At 73.8% G+C, this 17,489-nt stretch carries 16 protein-coding genes; 9 read left to right on the top strand and 7 right to left on the bottom strand.

Annotated elements, in window-relative coordinates; translation table 11 throughout:
• From ACSNOG_RS14845 to ACSNOG_RS14835, 3 genes are all read right to left on the bottom strand, one after another.
• Positions 1 to 535: peptidase (locus ACSNOG_RS14845; RefSeq protein WP_436753109.1), on the bottom strand; the 535-nt coding region annotated here is incomplete at its 3' end.
• A gap of 212 nt (positions 536 to 747) precedes the next feature.
• Positions 748 to 1,341, bottom strand: coding sequence for an ATP-binding protein (locus ACSNOG_RS14840; RefSeq protein WP_436753108.1), 594 nt, complete (start codon positions 1,339 to 1,341; stop codon positions 748 to 750).
• 294 nt (positions 1,342 to 1,635) lie between these two features.
• Positions 1,636 to 2,004 carry an STAS domain-containing protein gene (locus ACSNOG_RS14835; protein WP_436753107.1) on the bottom strand — a complete coding sequence of 123 codons (369 nt, stop codon included), beginning with the start codon at positions 2,002 to 2,004 and terminating at the stop codon, positions 1,636 to 1,638.
• Positions 2,005 to 2,245: 241 nt separating this feature from the next.
• On the opposite strand from ACSNOG_RS14835, the gene ACSNOG_RS14830 reads away from it, so the two are divergent.
• The 5 genes from ACSNOG_RS14830 (at position 2,246) to hutI (ending at position 8,972) form a co-directional block, all read left to right on the top strand.
• A complete protein-coding gene (locus ACSNOG_RS14830; RefSeq protein WP_436753106.1) occupies positions 2,246 to 3,181 on the top strand; it encodes an RNA polymerase sigma factor SigF in 936 nt (311 codons plus the stop codon).
• Positions 3,182 to 3,435: 254 nt separating this feature from the next.
• Entirely contained in the window at positions 3,436 to 5,094 is a 1,659-nt protein-coding gene (gene hutU, locus ACSNOG_RS14825) for a urocanate hydratase (protein WP_436753105.1), read from the top strand.
• 146 nt (positions 5,095 to 5,240) lie between these two features.
• Positions 5,241 to 6,431, top strand: coding sequence for an allantoate amidohydrolase (locus tag ACSNOG_RS14820; RefSeq protein WP_436753112.1), 1,191 nt, complete (start codon positions 5,241 to 5,243; stop codon positions 6,429 to 6,431).
• A complete protein-coding gene (locus ACSNOG_RS14815) occupies positions 6,428 to 7,768 on the top strand; it encodes a formimidoylglutamate deiminase (protein ID WP_436753111.1) in 1,341 nt (446 codons plus the stop codon). Before ACSNOG_RS14820 ends, ACSNOG_RS14815 begins: the two co-directional genes overlap by 4 nt.
• A gap of 34 nt (positions 7,769 to 7,802) precedes the next feature.
• Positions 7,803 to 8,972 carry an imidazolonepropionase gene (gene hutI, locus ACSNOG_RS14810; protein WP_436753104.1) on the top strand — a complete coding sequence of 390 codons (1,170 nt, stop codon included), beginning with the start codon at positions 7,803 to 7,805 and terminating at the stop codon, positions 8,970 to 8,972.
• Between the two features lie 12 nt (positions 8,973 to 8,984).
• Here hutI and ACSNOG_RS14805 read toward each other — a convergent pair whose 3' ends face one another.
• On the bottom strand, positions 8,985 to 9,890 hold the full coding sequence (locus ACSNOG_RS14805) for an aldo/keto reductase (protein WP_436753103.1): 906 nt from the start codon (positions 9,888 to 9,890) through the stop codon (positions 8,985 to 8,987).
• 59 nt (positions 9,891 to 9,949) lie between these two features.
• Here ACSNOG_RS14805 and ACSNOG_RS14800 point away from each other — a divergent pair, with 59 nt between their 5' ends.
• The gene (locus ACSNOG_RS14800) at positions 9,950 to 10,336 is read left to right on the top strand and encodes a MerR family transcriptional regulator (RefSeq protein ID WP_436753102.1); all 387 of its coding nucleotides are present in this window, start codon (positions 9,950 to 9,952) and stop codon (positions 10,334 to 10,336) included.
• 245 nt (positions 10,337 to 10,581) lie between these two features.
• Positions 10,582 to 11,928 (top strand): diaminopimelate decarboxylase, encoded by a 1,347-nt coding sequence (locus tag ACSNOG_RS14795; RefSeq protein WP_436753101.1) that lies wholly within the window; start codon positions 10,582 to 10,584, stop codon positions 11,926 to 11,928.
• Positions 11,929 to 11,950: 22 nt separating this feature from the next.
• Here the strand turns inward: ACSNOG_RS14795 and ACSNOG_RS14790 are convergent, their stop codons facing one another.
• Positions 11,951 to 12,553: a hypothetical protein gene (locus tag ACSNOG_RS14790; protein WP_436753100.1), complete on the bottom strand. Its 603-nt coding sequence runs from the start codon at positions 12,551 to 12,553 to the stop codon at positions 11,951 to 11,953.
• 220 nt (positions 12,554 to 12,773) lie between these two features.
• Here ACSNOG_RS14790 and ACSNOG_RS14785 point away from each other — a divergent pair, with 220 nt between their 5' ends.
• On the top strand, positions 12,774 to 14,198 hold the full coding sequence (locus ACSNOG_RS14785; protein WP_436753099.1) for an alpha/beta hydrolase family protein: 1,425 nt from the start codon (positions 12,774 to 12,776) through the stop codon (positions 14,196 to 14,198).
• 7 nt (positions 14,199 to 14,205) lie between these two features.
• On the opposite strand, the gene ACSNOG_RS14780 is transcribed toward ACSNOG_RS14785, so the two are convergent.
• Positions 14,206 to 15,063, bottom strand: a complete 858-nt coding sequence (locus ACSNOG_RS14780; protein ID WP_436753098.1) for a MurR/RpiR family transcriptional regulator — start codon at positions 15,061 to 15,063, stop codon at positions 14,206 to 14,208.
• 130 nt (positions 15,064 to 15,193) lie between these two features.
• Complete coding sequence (locus ACSNOG_RS14775) at positions 15,194 to 16,549, bottom strand: acyl-CoA synthetase (protein WP_436753110.1); 1,356 nt, start codon at positions 16,547 to 16,549, stop codon at positions 15,194 to 15,196.
• A 132-nt stretch (positions 16,550 to 16,681) separates the two neighbouring features.
• On the opposite strand from ACSNOG_RS14775, the gene ACSNOG_RS14770 reads away from it, so the two are divergent.
• A complete protein-coding gene (locus ACSNOG_RS14770) occupies positions 16,682 to 17,125 on the top strand; it encodes a hypothetical protein (RefSeq protein WP_436753097.1) in 444 nt (147 codons plus the stop codon).
• The last annotated feature ends 364 nt before the right edge of the window (positions 17,126 to 17,489 follow it).

Genomic DNA, 17,489 nt, shown 5'->3' with positions numbered 1-17,489 from the left:
CCCCGGAACTCCCCTCGGAACTCCCCCCGGGCCCCTTGACGTCGAGCGTCAGCGACGGCTTCGGGTTGTTCGTCGGCGTGCACGTGGTGGTCGTGCCCAGCGCCTGGATGGTGAGGGTGGAGGCGGTGAACGTGACGCTGCCGCTCTTCTTCGGGGTGTAGGTCCCCGACAGGTCGGGGATCTTGATCGGGGTGTTGGCCGGTATCGGCTCGGGGTTGGCGGGCCCGGAGACGGGGACCGTCCCGCTGTCGGCCCCGCCGAGCTTGATGACGGCGCTCGGCTTCATCGCGCCCTTGCCGAGCTCGATGGGGCTGGAGGAGACGCCCTTCTCGAAGGACATGGTCAGCTTGTACGCGGCGCCGTCCGCGACGCCCTTGATGTCGATGGGCGAGACGGCGCTCTTGTCGCCGATGGGGGTCTTGCACGCGTAGTCGACGTCGATCGTCACCGCGTGCGCGGCCGGAGCCCCCAGCAGAACGGCCCCGCCGGCCAGGGACGCGGCGAGGGCGAGTGCGCGGCGTGGGATGTGGGACACCTCTGGTTCCCCTCTCGTCCGGTGCCGCAGCCGAACCGAGCAGAGCTGACGGCACATCAGATCGGGCGCAGACAGTACGCCGGGGACCTTGAGGAAGGAAGGGAAGGGAACAGAAGAAGAAAGGAGAGGGAGAAGGGAGAGGGAGAAGGGAGGGGGAGAAGGGAGGGGGAGAAGGGAGAGAGGGAGCCGCAGGGAGAGGAAGGCGCCGGGGCCTACCCCGGCGCCGCCAACTCGGCCCACACCGTCTTCCCGGCCCCGCTCTCGTTCCGCACGACCCCCCAGTCCAGACAGAGCCGCTGCACAATGAACATCCCGTGCCCGCCGGGCCGCCCCGCGCGGTGCGGAGTGCGCGGCGCGGGCGTTCCCGCACCGAGGTCGACGACCTCCAGGCGCAGCACCTTGCCCGTGCAGCTCACGCGGAGCTCCTCGGGGCCGTCGGCGTGCAGGCAGGCGTTGGTGACCAGCTCGGAGACGACGAGCAGGACGTCCTCGGCGGCGGCACGGTGGTCCGCACCGATCGCGGGGAGCCAGCCCCAGTCGTGGAGCGCCTGCCGGGTGAAGTCACGGGACATGGGCACGGCGCCGCTGACCCCGACGAGGTGCAGCCGGCGCACCCCGGCGGTCCGGGACCCGCACGAAGACCCGTGCGAAGACCCGTACGGAGACCCGTGCGAAGCCCCGTCCGGCGACGGCACACCGGACGGCGACGCACCGGACGCCCCGGATGACGGCGCCCCGGACGCGGCGGCGCCGCCCGCCCCCGGACCGGGGTCGCCCGGCGGAGGGCACGGCCGGGTGGTGCTCATCAGCGCTTCACCTCACCGATTCACCGATTCGATTCACAACGGAACGATCAGAACGGAACGAACGGAACGAAGGGACGGACGGGGTACCTGGATACCTTGATCGCGGCTACCTGGCACATGGAACGGATTCAGCAGATTCAGCAGACTCCTGCCCGACCGATTCGTGAGAACACCCACTTCTTCGGTGCCGATCCTGTGACGCACGCAACTGGTGCCGGCGAACGCGCGCCGAAGGGGCCCTGCAGGCCGGGTGACGACTGAGTAACGCACAGGAAAAGACAGGAACGCCGGGGGTCAGCCGGAGAGGGCCGCGTCGAGGGTGTCGTGCACGGTGAAGACGGCCTCCGCGCCGGTGATCTCGAAGACCCGGGCGACCACGGGCTGCATCGCCGCGAGGTGGATGCCCCCGCCGGCGGCCTCGGCCTGGAGCCGGGCGCCCAGGAGCACGTTGAGACCGGTCGAGTCGCAGAACTCCAGACCGGAGCAGTCCAGGACCACGCGGGCACCGCCGTCGGCGATGGCGGCCTCGAGGGGCTCGCGCAGCACGTCCGCCGTGTGGTGATCGAGCTCACCCACCGGCGTCACGATCGCGCTCGTCCCGTCCCGCCGGACGGCTACATTCAGCCGGCCCCTGCTTGCGCTGCCGACCATCCCGCGATCCATGCGCATCCCTTCTCGGTGTGCCTGCGTGGCGCTCCCAGAACACTACGCCTTCCCTACGGCGTCCGGTAGCCGAAGGTCCGACATTATGCCCATATAGGGACATCACGCACTTGCGGTGCACGGGGGAAGACAGGTAGGGCTAGTAGGACGACATCCACCACGACCGGCTTTGGAGGCGCCGCTCACCGCAGCACGACGCGACGGCATCGGCAGCCATATGCCGAGAATGATGGAGGAGACCATGTCACCCCGGCTCGACGAAACGCATACGAAACCGCGTACGGAAACGCTTCCGGAACCGCGTACGGCGTCGTCGGCACCCCTGCCCCAGTCCCTGACCCAGCCCCAGCCCCAGCCCGAGTACGACTTCGGCGAGCTCGGCGAGCTCGGCTCCACGCCCCCCGGCGAGATGGCGCCGCACGACGCACGAGCCCTGTCCAAGACGCTCTTCGCCCGCCTGGAGGCGCTCGAAGAGGGCACACACGAATACGCGTACGTACGGAACACCCTGGTCGAACTGAACCTCGCTCTCGTGCGGTTCGCAGCCGCCCGGTTCCGCTCCCGCAGCGAGCCGATGGAGGACATCGTCCAGGTCGGCACGATCGGCCTGATCAAGGCGATCGACCGCTTCGAGCTCAGCCGGGGCGTGGAGTTCCCGACCTTCGCGATGCCGACCATCATCGGCGAGATCAAGCGGTTCTTCCGCGACACCAGCTGGTCCGTGCGCGTGCCGCGCCGGCTCCAGGAGCTCCGCATAGACCTGGCCAAGGCCCGCGACGAGCTCGCCCAGAGCCTGGACCGTTCCCCGACCGTGGGCGAACTCGCCGAGCGCCTCGGCCTGACGGAGGACGAGGTCGTCGAGGGCATGGCGGCGAGCAACGCCTACTCGGCGAGCTCGCTGGACGCCCAGCCGCAGGACGACGAGGCGGAGGGCGCCCTGTCGGCCCGCATCGGCTACGAGGACCACGACCTCGAAGGCGTCGAATACGTCGCCTCCCTCAAGCCGATGATCGCCGAACTCCCGCAGCGGGACCGGAAGATCCTGTCCCTGCGGTTCGTCGCGAACATGACGCAGTCGGAGATCGGCGAGGAGCTGGGCATCTCGCAGATGCACGTCTCGCGCCTGCTGAGCCGCACCCTGGTCCGCCTGCGCCGGGGCCTCCTGAGCGAGGAGTGAGGCCGGGCCCCGGCCCTTCGCGCCTCTTCCTCACCTCGCCCTCACCTCTTCGCACCGCCGCGCGCCGCACGGGACACCCCCGTGCGGCGCGCGGCGTTTGACGGTCACCGTTTGACGGTCACCGGTTGACGGTCGCCGGTTGACGGTCGCCGGTTGACGGTCGCCGGTTGACGGTCGCCAGCCATTGACTAGAGCTATTCAGCCACTCAAGATGTGCAGTGTTCTATTCAGAGCCGCCAGGGAGGCAGGGCCCCATGTCCGGACCGCGACCCGTACGATCTGCGCGAGGCAGCCGGCTGAGCACGCTGGGGTGGCAGCAGGAAGCCGCTCTGCGCATGCTGCAGAACAACCTCGACCCCGAGGTCGCCGAGCACCCCGACAAGCTCGTCGTCTACGGCGGCACGGGCAAGGCCGCCCGCGACTGGCGCTCGTTCGACGCCATGGTCCGCACGCTGCAGACCCTCAAGCAGGACGAGACCATGCTCGTCCAGTCCGGCCGCCCGGTCGGCGTCATGCAGACCCACGAGTGGGCGCCGCGCGTCCTGCTCGCCAACTCCAACCTCGTCGGCGACTGGGCCAACTGGGAGGAGTTCCGCCGCCTGGAGCACCTCGGTCTGACCATGTACGGCCAGATGACCGCCGGCTCGTGGATCTACATCGGCACGCAGGGCATCCTGCAGGGCACCTACGAGACCTTCGCCGCCGTCGCCGCGAAGAAGTTCGGTGGCACGCTGGCCGGCACCATCACGCTGACGGCCGGCCTCGGCGGCATGGGCGGCGCCCAGCCGCTCGCCGTCACCATGAACGACGGCGTCGCCCTCTGCATCGACTGCGACCCGCGCGCGATCGAGCGCCGCATCGAGCACCGCTACCTGGACGTGAAGGCCGACTCGCTCGACCACGCCCTGCAGCTGGCCGTCGAGGCGCGCGACGCCCGCCGCCCGCTCTCCATCGGCGTCCTCGGCAACGCCGCGGAGCTCGTCCCGCAGCTGCTCGCGATGAACGCCCCGATCGACATCGTGACCGACCAGACCAGCGCCCACGACCCGCTGGCCTACCTGCCGGTCGGTGTGTCCTTCGACGAGATGGCCACGTACGCGGCCGAGAAGCCCGCGGACTTCACCACCCGGGCGCGCGAGTCCATGGCCCGGCACGTCGAGGCCATGGTCGGCTTCCAGGACGCCGGCGCCGAGGTCTTCGACTACGGCAACTCCATCCGCGGCGAGGCGCAGCTCGCCGGCTACACGCGCGCCTTCGACTTCCCCGGCTTCGTCCCCGCCTACATCCGCCCCCTCTTCTGCGAGGGCAAGGGCCCCTTCCGCTGGGCGGCCCTCTCCGGCGACCCGAAGGACATCGCGGCCACCGACCGCGCCATCCTCGACCTCTTCCCCGAGAACGAGTCCCTGGCCCGCTGGATCAAGATGGCCGGCGAGCGCGTGCACTTCCAGGGCCTGCCGGCGCGCATCTGCTGGCTCGGCTACGGCGAGCGGGACCGCGCGGGCGAGCGCTTCAACGACATGGTGGCGAGCGGGGAGCTCTCCGCGCCCGTCGTCATCGGCCGCGACCACCTCGACTGCGGTTCGGTGGCCTCGCCGTACCGCGAGACCGAGGCCATGCTGGACGGCTCCGACGCGATCGCCGACTGGCCGCTGCTCAACGCGATGGTCAACGTCGCCTCGGGCGCCTCGTGGGTCTCGATCCACCACGGCGGCGGCGTCGGCATGGGCCGCTCGATCCACGCGGGCCAGGTCACGGTCGCCGACGGCACGGCGCTGGCCGGCGAGAAGATCCGCCGCGTCCTGACGAACGACCCGGGCATGGGCGTCATCCGGCACGTGGACGCGGGCTACGACATCGCGGAGTCGGTCGCGACCGAGCGCGGCGTGCGCGTTCCCATGCGGGAGGGCGAGTGAGCGGCCCGGCTGCGGGCGATCGTCCCGCAGGGCGGGACGGGCGGGCGCAGGACGGCCACCGGCCTGCGGACGCGGGCGAAGCGGCCACCCCTGGGGGTCCGGGCGCGTCGTCAGCGGGTGCGGGCACGGGAGCCTCGTTCCACGAGATGTGGCGCGACCTGGCCACCATCGGCCGGGACAAGGACACCGGCGGCTACCACCGCTTCGCCTGGAACGGTGCCGACGCCGACTGCCGGGCCTGGTTCCGCGCCCAGGCGGAGGCCCGGGGGCTGGCCTACGAGCTCGACCGCAACGGAAACCAGTGGGCGTGGCTGGGCGACCCGGCCGCCGGGGACGCCGTCGTCACCGGCTCCCACCTGGACTCCGTGCCCAACGGCGGCGCCTTCGACGGCCCCCTCGGCGTCGTCTCCTCCTTCGCCGCGCTGGACGAGCTCCGCGCCCGCGGGGCGCGGCCGGCCCGCCCCCTGGCCGTCGTCAACTTCGGCGACGAGGAGGGCGCCCGCTTCGGCCTGGCCTGCGTGGGCTCCCGCCTGACCTCCGGTCAGCTGACGGCGGACAAGGCGCACGCGCTCCGGGACGGCGAGGGCGTGAGCCTGCCGCAGGCCATGGAGCGCGCCGGCTACGACCCGGAGGCCATCGGGGCGGACCCCGAGCGCCTGGCCCGGATCGGCGCCTTCGTGGAGCTCCACGTGGAGCAGGGCCGCGCCCTGGACCTGTCGGACCGCGCCGTCGGCATCGCCTCCGCCATCTGGCCGCACGGCCGCTGGCGGTTCGACTTCCACGGCGAGGCCAACCACGCTGGCACCACCCGCATCGAGGACCGCCGCGACCCGATGCTGACCTACGCCAACACCGTCCTCGCCGCCCGCAAGAAGGCCCGGCTGGCCGGCGCCCTCGCGACCTTCGGGAAGGTCGGCGTCGAGCCGAACGGCGTCAACGCCATCCCCTCGCTCGTGCGCGGCTGGCTGGATTCGCGGGCCGCCGACCAGGAGACCCTGGACCTCGTGGTCGCGGAGATCGAGAAGGCGGCCGTGGAGCGCGGCGAGCGCGACGGCGTCGACGTGCGGGTCACCCGGGAGTCCTTCACGCCGGTCGTGGAGTTCGAGCACGCCCTGCGCGACGAGCTGGGCCGCATCCTGGGCGGGGACGTCCCCGTCCTCGGTACGGGCGCGGGACACGACGCCGGAATCCTCTCCGGAGCCGTCCCCACCGCCATGCTGTTCGTACGCAACCCCACAGGCGTCTCGCACTCACCCGCCGAAACGGCCTCCGAGGACGACTGCCTGGCCGGGGTGACCGCACTCGCCGACGTACTGGAGGGCCTGGCGTGTCGCTGACGGCACAGACCTACTGGGCGGAGCACGCCCTTCTCGACACCGGCGTCGAGCCGGGCGTGGTCATCGAGACCGGGACGGACGGCCGCATCCAGGCCGTCCGCCGGGGTGCCGCGGCACCGCCGCCCGGCGCGGTGACCCTGCGGGGCCTGACCCTGCCCGGCCTGGCGAACGCGCACAGTCACGCCTTCCACCGGGCCCTGCGCGGCACGGCCCAGGCGGGCGAGGGCACCTTCTGGACCTGGCGCGAGGTCATGTACCGCGTGGCCGACCACCTCACGCCCGACAACTACTTCGCGCTCGCCCGTGCGGCCTATGCGGAGATGGCGCTGGCCGGCATCACCTCCGTGGGCGAGTTCCACTACGTGCACCACCTCGCCGGGGGCGCGCGCTACGACAACCCCAACGCCATGGGCGAGGCCCTGATCGCGGCCGCCGCCGAGGCGGGCATCCGCATCACGCTCCTGGACACCTGCTACCTCTCCTCCGGCTTCGGCGCGGAGCCCGACAAGCACCAGCGACGCTTCAGCGACGGCACCGCCGAGCGCTGGGCCGAGCGCGTCTCCGCCCTCAAGGGCGACGACAACACCCGTATCGGCGCGGCGATCCACTCGGTGCGGGCGGTGCCCGCCGAGCAGCTGGCGACCGTCGCCGCGTGGGCGCAGGAGCGCGACGCCCCGCTGCACCTGCACCTGTCCGAGCAGACCGCCGAGAACGACGCGTGCGTGGAGGCGCACGGCTTCACGCCCACCGCCCTCCTCTCGCACCACGGCGTGCTGGGCCCGCGCACGACGGCCGTGCACGCCACGCACCTCACCCCGGGCGACATCCGTCTCCTCGGCCACTCGGGCACCGGCGTGTGCATGTGCCCGACCACCGAGCGGGACCTGGCCGACGGGATCGGCCCGGCCCGGGCGCTGCAGGAGGCGGGCTCCCCGCTCTCCCTCGGCAGCGACAGCCACGCCGTCATCGACCTGCTCGAAGAGGCCCGCGCCATGGAGCTGGACGAGCGGCTGCACAGCCGCACGCGCGGCCACTGGAGCGCGGTGCAGCTGCTGCGGGCGGCCACGGCCGACGGCCACGCGGCCCTCGGCTGGGACGAGGCGGGCCGCATCCAGCCGGGCGCGCTCGCGGACTTCACGGCCGTGGCCCTCGATTCCGTGCGCACCGCGGGGCCGCCGGCCTCTCTCGCCGCCGAGACGGCCGTCTTCGCGGCGAGCGCCGCGGACGTCCGGGACACCGTGGTGGGCGGCCGGCACATCGTGCGCGACGGGACGCACCAGCTCGTCGCCCACGTGCCGGCGGCGCTGGCGGAGTCGATCGCGGCCGTACGCGGCTGAACCACCGAACCGAGCGAAGGAGTGCCGCACGCCCATGGCGACGACGGTCATCACCAACATCAGCAGTCTCGTCACGAACGACCCCTCCCTCGGCGAAGGCCCCCTCGGCACGATCCGGGACGCGGCGGTCGTCATCGACGGTGACCGCGTCGCCTGGGTCGGCACGTCAAGCAAAGCACCGGCCACTGACAACCGGGTCGACGCCGAGGGCCGGGCCGCCCTGCCCGGCTTCGTCGACTCCCACTCCCACCTGGTCTTCGCGGGCGACCGGACCGCCGAGTTCAACGCCCGTATGTCGGGCCGGAGCTACAGCGCCGGCGGCATCCGCACCACCGTCGCCGCCACGCGCGCCGCGACCGACGAGGCACTGGACGCCAACGTCCGCCGCTACGTGCGCGAGGCCCTGCGCCAGGGCACCACGGTCCTGGAGACGAAGTCCGGCTACGGCCTCACCGTCGAGGACGAGGCCCGCGCCCTGCGCATCGCCGCGGCGCACACCGACGAGGTCACCTACCTCGGCGCCCACATCGTCTCCCCCGACTACGCCGACGACCCGGCGGCGTACGTGGACCTCGTGACCGGGCCGATGCTCGACGCCTGCGCGCCGCACGCCCGCTGGGTCGACGTCTTCTGCGAGCAGGGCGCGTTCGACGGCGACCAGGCCCGTACGATCCTCACGGCGGGTGCCGCCCGGGGGCTGACCCCGCGCGTCCACGCCAACCAGCTCTCCTACGGGCCCGGCGTCCAGCTGGCCGTCGAGCTGGGCGCCGCCTCGGCCGACCACTGCACGCACCTGACCGACGCGGACGTCGACGCGCTGGCGAACGGCACGACGGTCGCCACGCTCCTGCCGGGCGCGGAGTTCTCGACGCGCGCCGAGTGGCCGGACGCGCGCCGCCTGCTGGACGCGGGGGCCACGGTCGCCCTCTCCACCGACTGCAACCCCGGCTCGTCGTTCACCAGCTCCATGCCGTTCTGCATCGCCCTGGCCGTACGGGACATGGGCATGACCCCGGACGAGGCCGTCTGGTCCGCGACCGCGGGCGGCGCCGCCGCCCTGCGCCGTACGGACGTGGGCCGCCTCGCCCCCGGCGCCCGCGCCGACCTCGCCCTCCTCGACGCTCCGTCGCACGTCCACCTCGCCTACCGGCCCGGCGTTCCGCTGGTCTCGGCGGTGTGGAAGGCGGGCGAGCGGGAGGTCTGAGCGGCGCTCGCCTCAGGCCTGCCTGCCGATCGCGTCCAGCCGGTCGTACTGGGCGTCCGTCAGACGGACGTCCAGGGCACCGGCGTTCTCCTCCAGGTGGGCGAGCGAGCGCGTGCCCGGGAGGGGAACGAGCGTCGGCGAGCGGCGCAGCAGCCAGGCCAGCGCCGTCTGCGCGGGCGTCGCGCCCACCTCGCGCGCCACGTCGGCGACGGGCCCGCCCGGGGCCGCGTGCGCGCCCACGGCGACCGGGAAGTAGGCGAAGAAGGTGATGTCATGCTCGGCGGCGTAGTCGACGACGTCGTCGTGACCGCGCGCCGAGAGGTTGTACACGTTCTGCACGGAGGCGATGGGAGCGATCTCCCGCGCCGCGCGCAGTTCGGCGACGGTCACCTCGGAGAGGCCGATGTGCCGCACCTTGCCCTCGTCCTGGAGCTGCCGCAGGGCGCCGAGCTGGTCCGCGAGCGGGTACTCGGGGTCGATGCGGTGCAGCTGGAGCAGGTCGAGCCGGTCCACGCGCAGCCGCCGCAGGGCCAGTTCGGCCTGCTGGCGGAGGTAGGCAGGGTGACCGTGCGTCACCCACTCCGCCGGGCTGGGCCGTACGACGCCGACCTTGGTGGCGACGGTCACGCGGCCTGAGTACGGGTGCAGGGCCTCCGCGACGAGCTCCTCGCTCTCGCCGAGGGAGTAGGCGTCCGCGGTGTCGATGAGGTCGATGCCCAGCTCGACCGCGCGGCGCAGCAGGGCGACCGCGCCGCGGCGGTCCTGCGGGGCGCGCCAGATGGGCGCCTGCATGGGGTCGGTGAGCCCGTCGGGGGTCTCGGCCAGCCGCATGGCGCCGTAGCCGATGCGGGAGACGGGCAGGTCGCCGCCGATGCTGTGGACGGGGGAAGAAGCGGGTGCGGTGGTGGTGTTCGTCATGATCGCAACGCTAAATTCTCACATCCGTGTGAGATTCAACCCCGTGTGAGGCAGCTCATATGAAGATCGGTGACCTGGCGCGCGAGACCGGCGTGAGCGTGCGGCTGCTGCGCTACTACGAGGAGCAGGCCCTGCTCGAATCCCGCCGGTTGCCCAGTGGTCACCGGCGCTACGAGCAGGACGCGCCGGAGACGGTGCGTCGCATCCGCGTGCTGCTGGCGGCGGGCCTGCCCACGCGCGTCATCCGGGACGTCCTGCCGTGCGTGCGGGGCGCCGGGGAGACGGAGTTCGACCCGTGCGTGGTCCTGCCCCTGCGCGAGCAGCTGCAGGAGCTCGACGCACGTATCGGGGAGCTGCAGCAGACGCGGGCGGCGCTCGCCGGCCTGCTCACGGCGACGGAAACCGGTGCGGAGACCCGCGCGGAGGCCGTGCCGGCCGCGGCCTGACGCGACCCGACGCGGCCTGACACTGCCTGGCGCTGCCTGGCGCTGCCTGGCGCGGCGCCCATCGACCGGCACCGATGAGCCGGTCGAAGGCGTCCCGCACTCCGGTCCGGTCCGGTTCGCACCCCGGGCCGGCCCGCAGCGACGCCGCGCACGCCCGGGCGTGCCGTCGCGCTTGGAGCTCATCGTGTGCGGAAACGGCCCGCAGCGCATGCCATTTTCGTGTGCCGGTGTGGTGGAGTGACTTCATGTCCTCCAGCGACATCCCCCTGGGCACCGTGGTGCGCGCCGCGGTCCGGCAAGGGCTGCTGCCCGCGTGGTCGCCCGTCGCCGGGCTGCTGGACGTGCGAGGCGTCCGCGCGGCCGCCGCGGAGCTGCGCGAGGCCTTCGAGGAGGCCGGGGCCGTGCGCGGGACGACCTTGCACGCGTTCGCCGTGAAGGCCGCCCCGCTCGTGCCCGTGCTGCGGCTGCTCGCCGACGAGGGGCTGGGCGCGGAGGTGGCGAGCCCCGGGGAGCTGGCCCTGGCCAGGACGGCCCGGGTGCCCGCGGAGCGGATCGTCCTGGACTCCCCGGTGAAGACCACCGCCGAGCTCCGCGAGGCCCTCGCCCTGGGGGTGGCGGTCAACGCCGACAGCCGCGAGGAGCTCGCCCGCCTGGACGGGCTGCTGCGGGAAGCCTCCGCCCCGCCCGGCTCCGCGCTCGGCGTCCGCGTCAACCCGCAGGTGGGCGGCGGCAGCATCGACGCGCTGAGCACGGCGACGGACACCTCGAAGTTCGGGGTGGCGCTGCGCGACGAAGGGGCGCGCGACTGGCTCGTGCGCGCCTACGCCGAGCGCCCCTGGCTGTCCCGGCTGCACGCCCACGTGGGCTCCCAGGGCTGCCCCCTGGAGCTGATGGCGGCCGGGGTGCGGGCCGCGTACGAACTGGCGGAGGAGATCAACCGGGCGGTGGGGCGCCGGCAGGTCACCACGCTGGACATCGGCGGCGGCCTGCCCGTGAACTTCGCGTCGGACGACGTGACGCCGACCTTCCGCTCCTACGCCCGCCTGCTGGCGGACGCCGCCCCGGGCCTGTTCGACGGGCGCTACGGGCTGGTGACGGAGTTCGGCCGCTCCCTGCTGGCCAAGAGCGGCATGGTGCTGGCCCGCGTGGAGTACACCAAGTCCGCGGGCGGCCGGCGCATCGCGGTGACGCACGCGGGCGCCCAGGTGGCCACGCGCACGGTGTTCGCCCCTGCCTCCTGGCCGCTGCGGGTCGCGGTCTTCGACGCGCAGGGGCGGCCCAAGGCGGGACCGCCGGTCGAACAGGACGTCGCCGGGCCGTGCTGCTTCGCGGGCGACCTGGTCGCGGTGGGCAGACCGCTGCCCCTGCTGGAAGCGGGCGACCACGTGGTGCTGCTCGACACCGGCGCGTACTACTTCTCGAACCACTTCGCGTACAACACTCTGCCCCGCCCCGGGGTTTACGGCTACGCGCCCGCAGAAGAGGAGAGTGACGGCGTTCGGTTCGCGACCGTGCGGGCCCCGCAGACCCTCGGGGAGCTCGTCGCCGAAAGCGGGGGCGCCTACGCGGCGGAGCTCGGCGCACTGCGCTGAACGCGGCCCGCCCGGGCGCCGCTCAGCGCGCCTCGCTGACCGCCGTCCCGGCCGGCACCCGGCCGGCGCGGCGCCGGCCGCCCCCGGGCGCGGCATCGCCCGCGGCGAGCCCGGTCGACAGGTAGCCGCGTACGGGCTTGGCGGCCGGGGACGCCTGAGCCCACTCCGTACGGACCCACAGCAGGGACCCGCTGCGGCGCTCCAGACCGCCCACCCACAGGGCCTTGACCCACAGGCCTGCCCCCGCTCCGGCGAGCGCCATGCCCGCGGCGGACGGGATCACGAAGGAGGAGCCCACGGCGGCGAGGAAGGCGAGCAGCAGCCACCAGCGGCGGGCACGCCTCCAGTTCCGCAGGGTCACCGCGCGGTCCTGGAGGAAGACGGACCGGCCCGCCCGGGAGGCGGCGCGCGCCAGGGCCGCGTACCGCGGACGGCGCACCGCGAAGACCACGGCCGCGACGATCAGGAACAGCGCCGCTCCGGTGAGCACGCCGATCCTCCGCCCGGTGATCCCGGGCACCAGGACACCGGTGCCTGCGCTCAGCAGGCCCGGCCACCACAGCCAGCCGGCCGGTGCTCTGACGACCACCGCCACCCGCGCCAGCGCATACGAACCGCGCCCCACGTCGAAACCTGCCTTTCCCTCTGAAATCCCCTCGATCCAGACTCGTCACGCGGCAGGTTAGCCAACGAATCTGAGTGCGAGCTGAGAATCCGCGGCATGTACCTCACAGGGGTCATACCCCGGTATCACCCCGGACTTGGCTCCGCCGTATGACGTATGCGCAGTCGTGTGGTCCCTATGGTCGTCCCTGCCGGGGAGGGACGAGCGGGAGGAGACGGGGATGGCTGCCCAGCTACGAGGGGGAGAACGGCGGGGTCGCGCGGACCGGGACAGCGGGCTGCGGGACAGCGGGCTGCGGCGGCGGGCGGCCCTCGCCGCGGGGGCGCTGGCCCTGACCGGGCTGGTGAGCGCCCTCGTGCCGGCGCCGCAGGCCCGTGCGGCGCAGACCCCGGCCCCGGCCTCGCAGAAGGCCCCGGCCTCGCAGAAGGCCCCGGCCTCGCAGAAGGCCGCGGCCTCGGCCGCCGAGGGCGTCCCGTCCGCCCTCCCCGCGCCCACCGGCCCTCACGCCGTCGGCACGACCACCCGCCATCTGGTGGACACCGCCCGCAGGGACCCCTGGAAGCCGGAGCAGGGCGACCGCCGGGTCGTGGTCAGCCTCTTCTACCCCGCGGACGGGAGCGGCGGGTCCTCCACCGCGCCCCACATGGACCCCTCCTCCGCCGCCCACTTCGGCTCCGCCCGGGGCGCGGGCAGCTTCAACTACCGCGTGCGCCCGGACGCCGCCGACTGGGCGTCCACGCGCACGCACGCACGCGTGGACGCTCCCGTGGCGCGCGGCAGCAGGTCCCTGCCGGTCGTGCTGTACTCCGCGGGCCTGGGCGACCCGCGCACCTGGAACACCGGCCTGGCCGAGGAGCTGGCCTCCCGCGGCTACGTCGTCGTCACCGTCGACCACACGTACGACTCGTCCGAGGTGCGCCTGGCCGACGGGAGCCTGGCGGAGTCGGTGCTGCCCGCGCTGGCCGGAGCGACGCCGCCCGAGGTCGACGCCGCGCTCCGCAGGGCGGTCGGGGCCCGGGTGGCCGACACGCGGTTCGTCCTGGACACCCTCGGTTCGGCGCAGTGGCGGCGGGGTCTGCCGCGCGGCCTGGGGGACGCGCTGGACCTGCGGCGAGTGGGCATGGCCGGGCAGTCCGCGGGCGGCTTCACGGCGGCGCAGGCCCTGCACGACGACCGCCGCCTGAAGGCGGGGATCAACATGGACGGCCAGATGGACTTCCCCCTCGCCGACAGCAGCGGCAGCAAGCTGAGCACCGTGGCCCGCGAGGGCGTGGACCGGCCGTTCCTCCTGCTGGGCTCCGACGGGCCCGGCGCGAGCGACAACCGGGCGTCGTGGGCGTCCTTCCGGCAGCACTCGCGCGGCTGGCAGGCCGAGCTGGCCATGGCGGGTGCGGAGCACGGCACGTACACCGACGCCGTCTCGCTGCTGCCCGTGCTCGCCCGGCAGGGCGCGCTGTCGCAGGAGGACCTCCGGCAGGACATCGGGACCGTCCGCCCGGAGCGGGCGGAGGCGGCCACGCGCGCGTACGTGGTGGCGTTCTTCGACCGCTTCCTCAAGGGGCGGGACGGGCGGCTGCTGGACGGTCCGTCGCCGCGCTTCCCGGAGATGCGCTTCCGGAAGGCTGCGGCCCCTCCGGCCCCCTGAACGCGCGCTACTCCACGAACAGCCCCCGGGCCACTGCCTTGGCGTCGAACTCCTCCAGCCGGGCCTGGGCGTCCGGCAGGGCGTCGCACATGGCCTCCAGCAGCATGCGCCCCAGCAGCATCGGGGCGCACGCGGTGTCGAAGGCGAGCCCCGTGCCGACGGCGGCGGGGAGCAGCAGGTCGCTGTGGCGGGCGACGGGGGCGAAGGTGGAGTCGGCGACGGTGACGACCGTCAGGCCCTGGCCCTGCGCGTACTCCAGCGCCTCGACCACCTCGCGCGGGTGGCGGGGCAGCGCGAAGCACAGCAGCGTGCTCGCCCCGGCCCGTACGGCCGCGTCTATGCGGTCGGTCAGGAGGGTGCCGCCCTCGTCCAGGAGCCGCACGTCCGGGTGGACCTTGCGGGCGAAGTAGGCGAAGCCCCCGGCCTGGGCGCCGGCGGCACGCAGGCCGACGACGAGCAGCGGCCGGGACTGCGCGAGCAGCCGGCCGGCGCGGGCGACCGGGGCGGGGTCGGCGAGGACCGAGGCGAGGTGACGGAGGTTGTCGATCTCAACGTGGACGGCCTGCTGGTACTCGTTGTACGCGCTCTCGCCGTCGCCCGGCTCGGCCGCCGCGGGGACGACGTCGCGCAGGTGCCGGCGCAGCGCGGGGTAGCCGTCGAAGCCGAGGGCGACGGCGAAGCGGGTGACCGAGGGCTGGCTGACGCCGGCCAGTTCGGCGAGCTCGACGCTGGAGAGGAAGGGCGCGTCGGCCGCGCGGCGCACCATGCAGTGGGCGATGCGGCGCTGGGTGGGCGTCAGCCGGTGCCCTTCGAAGAGCTTCTGCAGCCGTGCGGTGGCTTCCGGTTCGCCCCCGGTGTCGCTCATCGGGCCCTCCATGGTCGTCGGCGGTCTTCGGCAGCGGTCATTCATCAACCACCACCCCTGCATGGAATTATGCAGGGGTGGTGAGCCTCCGTGGTCACATCCGCGAGGCCCGCATCCGGAGCCCCCGCGGTCACAGCGGAGGCAGGAGCTTCTTCTGGGGCTTACCCATGGCGTTGCGCGGCAGCGCGTCGAGGAAGCGGACGCGCCGCGGGCGCTTGTGCACCGACAGGTGGCCGGCCACGAAATCGATGAGCGCCTTCTCGCTGACGCCGTCCGCCACCACGTAGGCGACGATCTCCTGCCCGAGGTCCTCGTGCTCCACCCCGACCACGGCGGCCTCGCGGACCCCGGGGTGGTCCAGGAGTGCGTTCTCGACCTCGCCCGCCCCGACCCGGTAGCCGCCGGACTTGATCAGGTCGGTGGAGGCGCGGCCCACGATGCGGTGCGTGCCGTCCTCCTCGACGGCGGCGATGTCGCCCGTACGGAACCAGCCGTCGGCCGTGTGCGCGGCCGCCGTCGCCTCGGGGCGGCCCAGGTAGCCGCTGAAGAGCGTCGGCCCGCAGACCTCCAGTTCGCCGATGCCGCCCTCGGTGGCCGCGAGGCGCGTGCGCACGCCCCGCAGCGGGGTGCCCACCGCACCCGGCCGGCGCTCGCCGTCGGCCCGGGCGGAGACGGTGATCAGCGTTTCGGTCATGCCGTAGCGCTCGACGGGCCGCTGCCCGGTGAGGGCCTCCAGGTCCCGGAAGACGGGCGCGGGCAGGGCCGCGCTGCCCGACACCAGCAGCCGGGCCCCGGCCAGCTCCCGGGCCGCGGACGGCTCGCGCACCACCCGGGACCACACCGTCGGCACTCCGAAGTACAGGCTGCCGCCCGCCGCCGCGTACGCCTCCGGCGTCGGCCGGCCGGTGTGCACGAGCCGGCAGCCGGTCCGCAGCGCCCCCAGGACGCCCAGGACGAGACCGTGGACGTGGAAGAGCGGCAGCCCGTGCACGAGGGTGTCCTCGGCCGTCCACTGCCACGCCTCGGCGAGCCCGTCGAGGCCCGCGGCCACCGCGCCGCGCGGGATCAGCGCCCCCTTGGGGGCTCCGGTGGTGCCGGAGGTGTAAAGGATCAGCGCGGTGCTGTCCGCGGCGGGCTCGGCGCCGGACCAGTCGCGCCGCTCCCCGAAGTCGACGGGCAGCCCCTCCTCGCCGCCGAGCACCAGGGCGGCGCCGGAGTCGCGCAGGATGTGGCCGCGCTCGGCCGGGCCCGCGTCCGGCGGCAGCGGCACGACCGGCACCCCGGCGAGCAGGCCGCCCACCACGGCCGCGACGGTCTCCGCCGACGCGTCGGCGTGCACGGCGACGGCCGGGGCGCCCGCGATGCGGTGGGCCACCGCGGCGGCGGCGCCGGTCAGTTGCTCCCGGGAGAAGGCGCGCCCCGCGATGCGGAGGGCGTCCGGGCGGTCCTCGCCCGTTCCCGCGGCGAGCGCGGCGAGAGTGGTCAGCAGGGGGTCGGTCGGTCCGGGCACGGAACTGCTCCTTCCAGCGGCGCCCCGGCGGTCACGGGGCGGCCCCTACGGCGGATACGGGTGCTAGCCCCACCGACGCGGGGCACCGCTGACCGTATCGTCGTACGCATGACGGCCCGCGACCCTGAGCTGAAGAAGGACCCCGACCTGAAGAAGGACCTCGCCGCCACTCTGGAGACCCGCAAGGAGCTGGGCCCGGAGTACGACGCGGAGCTGGTGGACGCCTTCCTGGAAAAGGTCGACCGGAAACTCGACGCCGCCATCGACCGGCGGATGCGCCGGCAGTCGGCGGAGATGCAGATGGCCGTCGCCCGCGGGGCACGGCCGAACGGCGACGGGCACGGCCCGGGGAACTTCGGCGAGCGCTTCGGCTTCGCCGCGGTCTCGCTGGTGCTGGCGATCCCGCTGTCCGCGATAGCCGTGGTCAACGCGGCGCTGCCGGGGCTGGTGGTGGCCTGGGCCGGCATCGTGGGCGTCAACGCCGTGCACGCGGCAAGGCTGTTCCCCTGGCAGCGACGCGGCAAGCGGGACGACGCCTCCGACTGGGACTGACGGCCGCGAACGGCGGCGCGCCCGGAGGACGCGCCCGCCAAGATGCGTGAGGGACCGCCGCACCCCGGCCTGGGCCGGGGTCGGGACGACGGCGGTCCCCCACGAAGACGCGGGCCGGAGTCAGGGCCGGTGGACCGCATCCTGACGGCTGCGGGGTCCGGGAGCCGCTCCGGAATTCCCTGCCGCCGTTCGGGTGCCGGCCGGGACGGGGCCTGGCCGACACCCCCAATATGCCGGACGGTTGTTAAGCCCGTGCTGCGCGCGCGTGACGCATACGCACCTTTTACGGGCCGCCCGTGCGCGCCCCGTTCACGCGGCGGCCCGAAAGACCGCCGCGAGCGCGCCCGGGCACCGCTCCGTAAAG

Origin of the sequence: Streptomyces sp. URMC 124 (genome assembly GCF_051386455.1) — a bacterium.
Classification (GTDB): domain Bacteria; phylum Actinomycetota; class Actinomycetes; order Streptomycetales; family Streptomycetaceae; genus Streptomyces.
This window is presented reverse-complemented; position numbering and strand designations above follow the sequence as displayed.

Excerpts from the sequence above, each read along its gene's own strand:
- ACSNOG_RS14840 (WP_436753108.1), bottom strand. The coding sequence starts at position 1,341 with ATGAGCACCACCCGGCCGTGCCCTCCGCCGGGCGACCCCGGTCCGGGG.
- ACSNOG_RS14835 (WP_436753107.1), bottom strand. The coding sequence starts at position 2,004 with ATGGATCGCGGGATGGTCGGCAGCGCAAGCAGGGGCCGGCTGAATGTA.
- ACSNOG_RS14830 (WP_436753106.1), top strand. The coding sequence starts at position 2,246 with ATGTCACCCCGGCTCGACGAAACGCATACGAAACCGCGTACGGAAACG.
- hutU (WP_436753105.1), top strand. The coding sequence starts at position 3,436 with ATGTCCGGACCGCGACCCGTACGATCTGCGCGAGGCAGCCGGCTGAGC.
- ACSNOG_RS14820 (WP_436753112.1), top strand. The coding sequence starts at position 5,241 with ATGTGGCGCGACCTGGCCACCATCGGCCGGGACAAGGACACCGGCGGC.
- hutI (WP_436753104.1), top strand. The coding sequence starts at position 7,803 with ATGGCGACGACGGTCATCACCAACATCAGCAGTCTCGTCACGAACGAC.
- ACSNOG_RS14805 (WP_436753103.1), bottom strand. The coding sequence starts at position 9,890 with ATGACGAACACCACCACCGCACCCGCTTCTTCCCCCGTCCACAGCATC.
- ACSNOG_RS14800 (WP_436753102.1), top strand. The coding sequence starts at position 9,950 with ATGAAGATCGGTGACCTGGCGCGCGAGACCGGCGTGAGCGTGCGGCTG.
- ACSNOG_RS14795 (WP_436753101.1), top strand. The coding sequence starts at position 10,582 with ATGTCCTCCAGCGACATCCCCCTGGGCACCGTGGTGCGCGCCGCGGTC.
- ACSNOG_RS14785 (WP_436753099.1), top strand. The coding sequence starts at position 12,774 with ATGGCTGCCCAGCTACGAGGGGGAGAACGGCGGGGTCGCGCGGACCGG.
- ACSNOG_RS14780 (WP_436753098.1), bottom strand. The coding sequence starts at position 15,063 with ATGAGCGACACCGGGGGCGAACCGGAAGCCACCGCACGGCTGCAGAAG.
- ACSNOG_RS14770 (WP_436753097.1), top strand. The coding sequence starts at position 16,682 with ATGACGGCCCGCGACCCTGAGCTGAAGAAGGACCCCGACCTGAAGAAG.